This window comes from Faecalibacillus sp. TM498, from assembly GCF_020589955.1.
Lineage (GTDB): Bacteria > Bacillota_I > Bacilli_A > Erysipelotrichales > Coprobacillaceae > Faecalibacillus > Faecalibacillus intestinalis.
The window spans coordinates 1-12,577 of sequence record NZ_JAJDKB010000061.1; the positions used below are offsets into that span (position 1 = coordinate 1).

General features: G+C 34.1%; 7 protein-coding genes. All 7 read right to left on the minus strand.

Translation table 11 applies throughout. From position 1 onward, the window contains the following. Positions 1–131: 131 nt before the first annotated feature. On the minus strand, positions 132–440 hold the full coding sequence (locus LJD32_RS13190) for a PTS lactose/cellobiose transporter subunit IIA (RefSeq protein WP_022002421.1): 309 nt from the start codon (positions 438–440) through the stop codon (positions 132–134). A 202-nt stretch (positions 441–642) separates the two neighbouring features. Further along, positions 643–1,827, minus strand: a complete 1,185-nt coding sequence (gene tuf / locus LJD32_RS13195) for an elongation factor Tu (RefSeq protein ID WP_032089391.1) — start codon at positions 1,825–1,827, stop codon at positions 643–645. A gap of 92 nt (positions 1,828–1,919) precedes the next feature. Next, positions 1,920–3,995, minus strand: coding sequence for an elongation factor G (fusA, locus tag LJD32_RS13200; protein WP_117783348.1), 2,076 nt, complete (start codon positions 3,993–3,995; stop codon positions 1,920–1,922). Between the two features lie 33 nt (positions 3,996–4,028). After that, positions 4,029–4,499 (minus strand): 30S ribosomal protein S7, encoded by a 471-nt coding sequence (gene rpsG, locus LJD32_RS13205; RefSeq protein WP_022002418.1) that lies wholly within the window; start codon positions 4,497–4,499, stop codon positions 4,029–4,031. A gap of 25 nt (positions 4,500–4,524) precedes the next feature. Next, positions 4,525–4,938, minus strand: a complete 414-nt coding sequence (gene rpsL / locus LJD32_RS13210; protein ID WP_022002417.1) for a 30S ribosomal protein S12 — start codon at positions 4,936–4,938, stop codon at positions 4,525–4,527. Between the two features lie 160 nt (positions 4,939–5,098). After that, a complete protein-coding gene (gene rpoC, locus LJD32_RS13215) occupies positions 5,099–8,758 on the minus strand; it encodes a DNA-directed RNA polymerase subunit beta' (protein ID WP_032089401.1) in 3,660 nt (1,219 codons plus the stop codon). Between the two features lie 14 nt (positions 8,759–8,772). Then, a complete protein-coding gene (gene rpoB / locus LJD32_RS13220) occupies positions 8,773–12,378 on the minus strand; it encodes a DNA-directed RNA polymerase subunit beta (RefSeq protein ID WP_227392612.1) in 3,606 nt (1,201 codons plus the stop codon). Between the last annotated feature and the right edge of the window lie 199 nt (positions 12,379–12,577).

The following is a 12,577-nucleotide window of genomic DNA, read 5'->3' on the forward strand; positions in this document are numbered from 1 at the left end:
TGATTGTTGTTGGTCCATCATTGATCAGTGAGACTTTCATCATCGCTCCAAAGATATACTTATTTCTATAAAAAAAGAAGCCTAACATTAAGTTAGACTTTTAAATAACATATTAGAGCTTCTTTTTATAATTAACCAATTTTTTTGTAAACATCAACGAATTCTTGAGCTAAGTCAATGCATAATAATGATGTCATTAAGTGGTCTTGAGCATGTACCATTAATAAGCTTAATGGTGCTTTTTCTCCTCTAATTTCAGCTTGAATCATTTCAGTTTGTGAATGATGAGCTTCATTAACTGCTTCTTTAGCGTTTCCTAAAGATTCTTCAGCTTTTTCGATATCTCCAGCTTTTGCATATTGAATTGCTTCGATAGCTGAACTACGTGCGCTACCAGCATTAACAATTAAGTTAATTACGATTTGTTCTTGTTGATCCATTTTTATTATCTCCTTCTATAAACAAATATTCAGACTACTTACATCTGCACTATTATTTTATCAAAGTCATATCTATTATTCAAGCGCTTTCGTTAGATAAAGCACTATTTTGAACAAAAAGTCATTTACTACAAATAAGAAACATTCGTAATAAAAAATGCTTAAATATAAAAAGGTCCCGAAGGACCTTTCGTTAAAATTATTATTCAATAATTTCAGAGATGTTTCCAGAACCTACAGTTCTACCACCTTCACGAATTGAGAATTTAGTTCCTTGTTCAATTGCGATTGGGTGAATTAATTCAACTGTTAATTCTACAGTATCTCCAGGCATTACCATTTCAGTACCTTCTGGTAATTCGATTACACCAGTAATATCAGTAGTTCTGAAATAGAATTGTGGTCTATAGTTAGCGAAGAATGGTGTATGACGTCCACCTTCATCTTTACTTAATACATATACTTGACCTTTGAATTTAGTATGTGGATGTACTGAACCAGGTTTAGCTAATACTTGTCCACGTTGAATTTGATCACGGTTGATACCACGTAATAATACACCAATGTTATCTCCAGATTCAGCATAGTCTAATAATTTTCTGAACATTTCGATACCAGTAGCAACTGTTTTTTGAGTTTCTTTGATACCAACGATTTCTAATTCGTCATTTAAGTTTAATTGTCCACGTTCTACTCTACCTGTAGCAACAGTTCCACGTCCAGTGATTGTGAAAACGTCTTCTACTGGCATTAAGAATGGTTTATCAACGTCTCTAGTTGGAGTTGGGATATAAGTATCTACAGCTTCCATTAATTCGTCGATAGCTGGAGTCCATTTAGGATCTCCTTCTAATGCTTTTAATGCTGATCCTCTGATTACTGGAGTATCATCACCTGGGAAGTCATATTCATTTAATAATTCACGAACTTCCATTTCTACTAAGTCGATTAATTCTTCGTCATCAACCATATCGCATTTATTTAAGAATACGATGATGTATGGAACACCTACTTGACGAGATAATAAGATGTGTTCTCTTGTTTGTGGCATTGGTCCATCAGTAGCAGCAACTACTAAGATAGCACCATCCATTTGTGCAGCACCAGTGATCATGTTTTTGATGTAGTCAGCATGACCTGGACAGTCAACGTGTGCATAGTGACGAGTTTCAGTTTGATATTCTACGTGTGCAGTGTTGATTGTGATACCACGTTCTTTTTCTTCTGGAGCAGCATCGATTGAAGCATAATCCATTGCAGCAGCTTGTCCTTTTTTAGCAAGACAAGTAGTGATTGCAGCTGTTAAAGTTGTTTTACCATGGTCAACGTGACCAATAGTTCCGATATTTACATGCGCTTTAGAGCGGTCAAATTTTTCCTTAGCCATTGTTAAGGTTCCTCCTATTTTTTAATTTTTTACAATAAACATTCTAGTTTATTTGTTCGAAAAAATCAATATTTATTTGATTTTAATGTAGATTATACATTTCCACCATTTTTCTTGATGATTTCTTCTCTAATTGATTTAGGTGCAGCTTCGTATCTATCAAATTGCATTGTATAGTTTCCACGACCTTGAGTAAATGATCTTAAATCAGTTGCGTATCCGAACATTTCTGATAATGGTACAGATGCTTGAACTGAAACAGCATTTCCTCTTTCTTCTTGTCCTTCGATCATACCACGTCTAGATGAAATATCACCCATAACGCTACCTAAATATTCAGAAGGAGCAGTTACTTCTACTGCCATAATTGGTTCTAATAATACAGGACCACATTTTTTAGCAGCATTTTTAAGTGCTAAACTTGCAGCTACTTTATATGCCATTTCTGATGAATCGACATCATGGTAAGAACCATCAAATAATGTAGCTTTTACGTCTAATACAGGGTATCCAGCAATCATACCAGTTTCAAGCGCATCTTCAAGACCTACTTTTACTGAGTTGATATATTCTCTTGGGACAGCCCCACCAACGATAGCATCAACGAATTCAAATCCTTTACCTTCATTTGGTTCAAATTTGATCCATACGTGACCGTATTGTCCACGACCACCAGATTGTTTTACATATTTACCTTCACATTCAGCTGCTTGAGTGATTGTTTCACGGTAAGCAACTTGTGGAGCACCAACGTTAGCTTCTACTTTGAATTCTCTTTTTAAACGGTCAACGATTACGTCTAAGTGTAATTCACCCATACCAGCGATAACTGTATCTCCAGTTTCAGGGTTAGTAAATGTTTTGAATGTTGGATCTTCTTCAGCTAATTTAATTAAACCATTACTTAACTTATCTTGATCTTGTTTAGTTTTTGGTTCGATAGCTAATTGGATAACTGGTTCAGGGAATTCCATTTTTTCAAGGATAACGAAATTCTTTTCGTCACAGATAGTATCCCCAGTTGTTGTGTTTTTGAAACCTACAGCTGCAGCGATATCTCCAGCGTAAACTTCATCAATTTCATTACGTTTGTTCGCATGCATTTGAAGAATACGACCTAAACGTTCTTTTTTATCTTTTGTAGAGTTTAATACATAACTTCCTGATTGACATGTACCTGAATATACACGGAAGAAAGTTAATTTTCCTACGAATGGGTCAGCCATGATTTTGAATGCTAATGCTGAGAAAGGTTCATCATCTGATGCATGTCTTTCTACTTCATTACCATCTTCATCAGTACCTTTGATTGAAGGAATGTCAGTTGGTGCAGGTAAAAAGTCAATTACTGCATCTAACATTGGTTGAACACCTTTATCTTTGTAAGCTGAACCACATAATACTGGGAATAATTCTACAGCTAATGTTCCTTTACGGATTGCTGCTTTAATTTCTTCTTCAGTAACTTCTTCACCTTCTAAAACTTTCATTAATAGATCATCATCATAAGTTGCTGCTTGATCTAACATTTTAGCACGGTATTCTTCAGCTTGAGCCATATATTCTTCAGGAATTTCTTTGTAAATTACGTTTTCACCTTTTGCTCCTTCAAAATAAACAGCTTTCATTTTAATTAAGTCAATGATTCCTTCGAAAGTATCTTCAGCACCGATAGGTAATTGAATTGCAACACCTTGTACTCCTAATCTCTTTTCTAAAGATTCTAATGACATAATGAAATCTGCACCTGTTGCATCCATTTTATTAGCGAATACAATACGAGGTACACCATAAGTAGTAGCTTGACGCCAAACTGTTTCAGTTTGTGGTTCTACACCAGCTTTTGCATCTAATACAGTTACAGCACCATCTAATACACGTAAAGAACGTTCTACTTCGACTGTAAAGTCTACATGGCCTGGTGTATCGATAATGTTAACACGATACCCGTTCCATTGAGCAGTTGTAGCTGCTGAAGTGATTGTGATTCCACGTTCTTGTTCTTGTTCCATCCAGTCCATTTGTGAAGCACCTTCGTGAGTTTCACCAATTTTGTGGATTTTACCAGTGTAATAAAGGACACGTTCAGTTGTTGTTGTTTTACCAGCATCAATATGAGCCATGATTCCGATATTACGAGTCTTTTCTAACGAAAATTCACGAGCCATTTGTTTTCTCCCTTCAAAATTTTAGCCGTTATATTACCAACGGAAATGAGCGAATGCTTTATTAGCTTCAGCCATTTTATGAGTATCTTCTTTCTTCTTAACAGAAGCACCTGTTCCGTTTGAAGCATCAATAATTTCGTTTGCTAAACGATCAACCATAGTTTTTTCGTTTCTTAAACGAGAGTAGTTTACTAACCATCTTAAACCTAAAGTCATTCTTCTTTCTGAAGAAACTTCAACTGGTACTTGGTAGTTAGCCCCACCAATACGTCTTACTTTAAGTTCAAGAACTGGCATAATATTGTTAATTGCTTGATCAAAGACTTCCATAGCTGGGTTCCCAGTTTTTTCTTCTACTTTTTTAAACGCATCATATAAGATGTTTTGAGCAACACCTTTTTTACCATCTAACATAATGTTGTTGATAAGTTTAGAAATAGTTTTAGAGTTATACACTGGATCAGGTAGAACGTCTCTTTTAGCAACTCGTCCTTTTCTTGACATATATATTTCCTCCTATAAGTATTAATTAAGCTTTTGGTTTTTTAGCACCGTATTTAGAACGTGCTTGTTTACGATCGTTAACTCCAGCACAGTCCATTGTACCACGGATAATATGGTAACGAACCCCTGGTAAGTCTTTAACACGACCACCACGAATTAAAACAACACTATGTTCTTGTAAGTTGTGTCCAATTCCTGGAATATATGCAGTTACTTCCATACCATTTGATAATCTAACACGGGCATATTTACGTAAAGCCGAGTTAGGTTTTTTAGGTGTCATAGTAGCAACACGAGTACACACACCACGCTTTTGAGGTGATTTAGTTGATGTAGCTTTTTTAGCTAATGAGTTATAACCTCTATTTAAAGCAGGTGAATTTGATTTTGTTGTTTTATCAGTACGACCTTGTCTTACTAATTGGTTAATTGTAGGCATTTCTTTCTCCTTTCTTGATAACACACAATACCGGGTGTTTCATATTTAATCAATAAATATTGCACCCAATCAGGGCACTGACAATATATTATAGTATTAAAATGATAATGTCAACAAAAAAATTAAAAAATATAAAAAAAATAGGCCTAAGCCTATTTTTTTATAATTGATCTCCAAGATTTTCATGATTATCATCTAATAAATCATATTTAGCAAGTTCAGCTGCTTTTGCTTCTTCAGCTTCTTTTGCTAATGTTTCAGGTGATTTTAAAGGGCCTCTAAATCCTGTACCAGCTGGTAATAATTTACCAATTAATACATTTTCTTTTAATCCTTTTAACATATCTTTCTTACCTTTAATTGATGCATCAGTTAAGATCTTAGTAGTTTCTTGGAATGATGCTGCAGATAAGAATGAATCAGTTTCAAGAGATGCTTTAGTAATACCTAATAAGATTGGTCTACCAACAGCTGGATGTTTTCCTTCTTTTAATGCTTCTCTATTTAATTCAGTAAATTGAGTTACATTAACATGTGTTCCAGGAAGTGTTCCAGTATCTCCACCTTCAACAATTCTAATTTTCTTCAACATTTGTCTTACGATAATTTCGATATGTTTATCAGAAATTTCGATACCTTGAATACGATATACTTTTTGAACTTCTTTAATAATATACTTTTCAACAGCTTCTGTATCAGCTACATTTAATAATTCTTTTGGATCAATAGAACCTTTAGTGATTTTATCACCAATACGTACTTCATCACCAACATTAACTCTTAATTTTGCACCATATGGAGTTAAGTAACTTCTTGTTTCTAAATCGTTAGAAACAACAACTTCCATTCTTCCTGCATTATCAATAATATTTGATACTTCACCATCAATTTCAGAAATAATTGATTTAGCTTTTGGATTACGTGCTTCAAATAATTCTTGAATACGAGGTAACCCTTGAGTGATATCGGCACCACCGGCAACCCCACCATCATGGAAAGTACGCATTGTTAACTGAGTACCTGGTTCACCGATTGATTGTGCAGCCATAACCCCAACAGCTTCACCTAATTCAACAACATTACCTGTTGCTAAGTTACGACCATAACATTTTTTACAAACTCCGCCTTTAGCAACGCAGCCAAGAACTGAACGAATTTCAACTTCTTTAATACCTGCATCACAAACAACTTTAGCGTTTTGTTCAGTAAAGATTTCACCTGCAGCAACTAATAATTCTTTAGTTTCTGGATGGTAAACATCTTTTTGTGAATAACGACCAACTAAACGGTCATATAATGGAACAATTACAGTATTGTCATCTGTATTGTATAATTCAGTAACAACGAATCCTCTATCTGTTCCACAATCTTCTTCAGAAATAATAACTTCTTGAGCAACGTCTACTAAACGTCTTGTTAAGTAACCTGAATCGGCAGTCTTTAAGGCAGTATCTGTAGAACCTTTACGGGCACCGTGTGTTGAAATAAAGAATTCTGATGCTGTTAAACCTTCACGGAAGGCAGACTTGATTGGTAACTCGATTGTTTCCCCTTTTGGATTTGACATCAATCCACGCATACCTACTAACTGAGTGAAGTTAGAAAGTGATCCACGGGCACCTGAATCAGACATGATGAAGATTGGGTTACGATCATCAGCTTCGAACTCTTGACGAACGACTTCTTGGACTTCATCTTTAACACCAGTCCATAATTTGATTACGCTTTGGTATCTTTCTGCTTCAGTTAATTTACCTTTATTATAGAAAGTTTTAATTTGTTCAAGTTTTTGATCTGCTTTATCAAAGATTTCAAATTTAGCTTGTGGCACTTGGATATCATAAGCAGATACTGTAATACCAGCAATTGTTGAATATTTAAATCCTTGGTCTTTTAACTTATCAAGCATTAAACTTGTATCAGTTAATGCAGATTGTTTGAACACTTCATCAATGATGCTTCCTAATGCTTTTTTACCTAATGGTTTAACTGGTTGTTGAGCAGCAATATGTGATTTAATATCAGTTCCCATTGGAACAAAGTATCTATCAGGTGTGCCAGATAAGTTTTCTTTACCTGGTTCATTGATAAATGGGAATTGTCCATCAAAGATATCATTAAAGAAAATTTTACCTACAGTAGTAATTAAATAACTGTTATTTTGAGCTTCTGTAAATGTTGCATTGTGTAATGCAGATGCTTTAATAGCAACTCTTGTATGAAGATTTACAGTTTTAGCAAAATATGCATGATCAACTTCATTTCTATCAGCAAAGACAGTACCTTCACCAATTGCTCCAACATCTTCTAATGTTAAGTAGTAGTTACCTAACACCATGTCTTGGGATGGAGTAACGATAGGTTTACCATCTTTAGGACCTAAGATATTTGTTGATCCTAACATTAATTGTCTTGCTTCTTGAATTGCTTCTTCACCTAATGGTACATGGACAGCCATTTGGTCCCCATCGAAATCGGCATTGAACGCTGGAGTTACTAATGGGTGAAGACGAATAGCACGTCCTTCTACTAATTTAGGTTCGAATGCTTGGATACCTAATCTATGAAGAGTTGGCGCACGGTTTAATAATACTGGATGTGCTTTGATAACTTCTTCAACGATTGGCCAAATTTTATCATCCATTTTATCAATTAATCTTTCAGCTGCTTTAATATTTGTAGCAATTTCTTGATCAACTAAACCATGGATAACAAATGGTTTAAATAAGCTTAATGCCATTTCACGTGGAATACCACATTGATACATTTTTAAGTCTGGTCCTACAGCGATAACTGAACGTCCTGAATAGTCAACACGTTTACCTAATAAGTTTTGACGGAAACGTCCTTGTTTACCTTTTAATGTATGACTTAATGATTTTAACGCACGTCCACCAGCACCAGTAATTGGTTTAGAACGACGACCATTATCAATTAAGGCATCAACAGCTTCTTGTAACATACGCTTTTCATTTTGAACGATAATAGAAGGTGTTCCAAGTTCTAATAATTTTTTCAAACGATTATTACGAGTAATAACACGTCTATATAAATCATTTAAATCACTTGTCGCAAAACGTCCACCATCTAATTGTAACATAGGTCTTAAATCAGGTGGTATAACTGGTAATGCTTCAAGAATCATCCATTCAGGTTGATTATCAGAAGATCTAAATGCTTCAATAGCTTCTAATCTCTTCAATAATTTAGTACGTTTTTGTCCTTGAGCTTCTTTTAATTCTTTAGATACAAGTTCAAATTCTGCATCTAAATCAACTTGTTTTAATAAAGTTTGAATCGCTTCAGCCCCAATTTGAGCTTCAAATGTATGACCAAATTGTTCATAACATTTACGATAATCTCTTTCAGATAATACTTGTTTGTATTCTAAAGGTGTAGTTCCTTTATCAATAACAACATAAGAAACAAAATAAATAATTTCTTCTAGTTGTTTTGGTGACATATCTAAGATTAATCCCATTCTTGATGGAATACCTTTTAAATACCAAATATGTGCTACTGGTGTAGCTAATTCAATATGTCCCATACGTTCACGACGTACTGCAGATTTAGTAACTTCTACACCACATCGATCACATACAACACCTTTATATCTAATTTTCTTATATTTTCCACAACTACATTCCCAATCCTTAGATGGTCCAAAGATTCTTTCACAGAATAGACCATCTTTTTCAGGCTTTTGAGAACGATAGTTAATCGTTTCAGGTTTTTTTACTTCACCATAAGACCATTCACGAATTTTTTCAGGAGATGCTAATCCAATTTGGATTGATGAAAATTTATTAGTATTTGCCATTTTCTATTCCCTCCTTATAATGATTCACTTTCTTCAGTTTCAACTAATTCTTCAGATTTCATAGCATCAGTAACAACTTCTTTTTCTTCGTTTACATCTTCTTTTTCAATTGATCTTGGGAAACGTCTTTCTTCATCTTCGATATTTCTTTCATCAATTTCTTGATCATTTTCATCTAATAAACGAATATCTAATGCTAATGCTTGTAATTCTTTCTTTAATACTCTAAATGATTCAGGTAATCCTGGTTCTGGCATTGGTTGTCCTTTAACAATAGCTTCATATGTTTTAACACGTCCAACAACATCATCAGATTTAACAGTTAAGATTTCACGAAGTGTATAAGCAGCACCATAAGCTTCAAGTGCCCAAACTTCCATTTCCCCAAATCTTTGTCCACCGTTTTGAGCTTTACCTCCAAGTGGTTGTTGAGTAACTAATGAGTAAGGTCCTACTGAACGTGCATGTAATTTATCATCAACCATGTGTGATAATTTAACGAAGTACATAATACCTACAGATACAGGAGAATCAAAATATTCACCCGTACGTCCAGAAATAACAGGTTGTTTTCCATCTTCATTCATTCCTGCTTCTTTCATTAATGCTTCTAAGTCTTCACGATGTAAACCATCGAAAGCAGGAGTAGCAATATATAAACCTAATTGTCTAGCTGCATAACCTAAATGTAACTCTAATACTTGTCCGATATTCATACGAGATGGAACCCCTAATGGATTTAACATGATATCTAATGGTGTACCATCTTCTAAGTGTGGCATATCTTCGATTGGTAAGATTTTTGAAATAACCCCTTTATTACCATGACGTCCAGCCATTTTATCTCCTTCAGAGATTTTACGTTTTTGAACGATATAAACTTTAACAACACGGTTAACACCTGGTTGTAATTCATCACCATTTTTACGATCAAAGATTTTAATATCATGAACGATACCAGCCCCACCATGAGGAACTCTTAATGAATTATCTTTAACTTCTCTTGACTTTTCACCAAAGATTGCAAGTAATAATTTTTCTTCTGCTGATAATTCAGCTTGACCTTTTGGAGTAACTTTACCAACTAAGATATCTCCTTCTTTAACTTCAGCACCAATCATGATGATACCATCACTATTTAAGTTTTTACGTGCTTCATCCCCAACGTTAGGGATATCTCTTGTAATTTCTTCAGGTCCTAATTTTGTATCACGACATTCAATTGAATATTCATCAATATGAATAGATGTATATACATCTTCTTTTACTAATCTTTCAGACATAATAACGGCATCTTCGTAGTTATAACCATTCCATGTCATGAAACCAACTAACACGTTTTGTCCTAATGCTAATTCACCTTGTTCCATTGCTGGACCATCAGCTAATACTTGACCAACAACAACTTCTTCTCCAACTTTAACAATTGGTTTATGGTTGATACAAGTTCCTGCATTTGAAATAGCAAATTTTGTTAAACGATATTTGTGAACAACTGCTTCATCATCCACGATTTCAATACGTTTAGCATCTACATAACTTACAGTACCGTTATGTTTACTTACTAAAGCTGCTCCAGAATCTCTTGCAGCTTGATATTCCATACCTGTCCCAACAAATGGTGTATGTGGATTTAATAAAGGTACAGCTTGACGTTGCATGTTGGCACCCATTAAAGCACGAGTTGCATCATCGTTTTCCAAGAATGGAATACATGAAGTGGCAACAGAAACGATTTGTTTTGGAGAAATATCGATAAAATCAACATCTTCTCTTTTAGCCATAATATTTTCACCTAAATGACGGGCGATAACTTGTTCATCTAAGATTTCACCTTCATCAGATGTTTGTACATTTGCTTGTGCAATAATGTAATTTTTTTCTTCATCAGCAGTTAAATAACGTACATCGTCTTCATCGATAACACATTTATTAACTTTACGATATGGAGTTTCAATAAATCCATATTCATTGATTTTAGCATAAGATGCTAAAGTTGAAATTAACCCGATGTTTGGACCTTCAGGAGTTTCGATTGGACAAATTCTTCCATAATGGGAAGCATGTACGTCACGGACTTCATATCCTGCACGGTCTCTTGATAAACCACCTGGCCCTAATGCAGATAAACGACGTTTATTTGTTAATTCGGCTAATGGGTTAATTTGATCCATGAATTGTGATAATTGTGATGACGCAAAGAATTCTTTCATTGCGGCAGTTAATGGACGAATATTTGTTAAAGATTGTGGTGTTACTGAATCCACTTCAGATAATGACATTCTTTCTTTAACAACTCTTTCCATTCTTGATAATCCAATTCTGAATTGGTTTTGAATTAATTCACCTACAGAACGTACACGTCTATTTCCTAAATGATCGATATCATCTAATAAACCTATACGAGCCATATGAGATACTCTATCTTCAGGTGCTAAATCATAAGAATTGAAAATATCAACTAAGTTTAACATATATGAATATGCTGCAATCATGTCAGAGATTGTAACATATTTACAATTTAATGATAAATCTGTACCAATTACTTTCATAACTTTAGTACGTGATTCATCAACATAAACATGAACTACTTGTAATACACCATTACTTTCTAATCTAGGATTAGTTTTCATTTCAACAGTGTGTGCACCTGCTTCAAAAACAGGTCTTAATGTATCAATAACTTCATTTGTAATAACTGTTCCTTTTGTACAAACAACGTTACCATCAACATCTTTAACATCTTCAGCAAGAACACGTCCTGCAATACGATCTAATAAACTTAATTTTTTCTTAAATTTGAAACGACCAGCTTTAGCTAAATCATAACGTTTAGGATCAAAGAATCTAGTATATAAAAGGCTTGTAGCACCTTCTAATGTAGCAGGTTCTCCTGGTCTTAATTTATTATAAATTTCAATTAAAGCTTCTTCTGTGTTTGTTGTATTATCTTTTGCTAAAGTGTTCAAAATAAATTCATGATCACCAAAAACATCAATAATATCTTCGTTACTAGAAAATCCTAAAGCACGTAATAAAACTGTTCCTGGGATTTTTCTATTACGGTCAATACGAACATTTAAAACATCTTTTGCATCATTTTCGAACTCTAACCAAGTCCCTCTTGATGGGATAATACTACCTTCAAAGACAGTTTTACCACTTTTATCAATGGCATCAGCAAAGTATGCCCCTGGTGAACGTACTAATTGAGATACAATAACACGTTCTGCCCCATTAATAATGAAAGTTCCTGAATCAGTCATTAATGGGAAATCACCCATAAATACTTCTTGTTCTTTAATTTCACCAGTTCCTGAATTGATTAAACGTAAAGTAGCACGAATTGGTGCTGCATAATTTGCATCACGATCTTTACTTTCGTTTACGGAATATTTTGGTTCATCAAAGGCACAATCAACAAATTCTAATGATAAAGTTTCATTAAAGTTTGTAATTGGGTAGATATCATCAAATACTTCTTTAATTCCTACTTCTTTAAACCATTTATAGGAATTTGTTTGAATTTCTACTAAATTTGGTAACTCTAAAGATCCTGAAATCCTAGAGTAATTACGACGAGTAATCTTGCTTTTTGCTGTAGTTGTATGCTTTTCCACGAATTAACTCCACCCTTCTTTATCTCTATTAAACTGTTTTTGAGCGCACAAAAACGCTTGATTTTAAATATTAATAGTCATTATTGTATTTTAGATAAAGGTTTCAAAAAAGTCAATACCTTTTTTTATAAAAAATAAAAAAAATCTAAAGTGAAAAGTTAAATTCCACTTTAGATATGACAAAGTGGATTTTAGTCTT

Bases quoted from the DNA above. Each gene is read 5' to 3' on its own strand.
- LJD32_RS13190 (WP_022002421.1), bottom strand. From the start codon at position 440: ATGGATCAACAAGAACAAATCGTAATTAACTTAATTGTTAATGCTGGT.
- tuf (WP_032089391.1), bottom strand. From the start codon at position 1,827: ATGGCTAAGGAAAAATTTGACCGCTCTAAAGCGCATGTAAATATCGGA.
- fusA (WP_117783348.1), bottom strand. From the start codon at position 3,995: ATGGCTCGTGAATTTTCGTTAGAAAAGACTCGTAATATCGGAATCATG.
- rpsG (WP_022002418.1), bottom strand. From the start codon at position 4,499: ATGTCAAGAAAAGGACGAGTTGCTAAAAGAGACGTTCTACCTGATCCA.
- rpsL (WP_022002417.1), bottom strand. From the start codon at position 4,938: ATGCCTACAATTAACCAATTAGTAAGACAAGGTCGTACTGATAAAACA.
- rpoC (WP_032089401.1), bottom strand. From the start codon at position 8,758: ATGGCAAATACTAATAAATTTTCATCAATCCAAATTGGATTAGCATCT.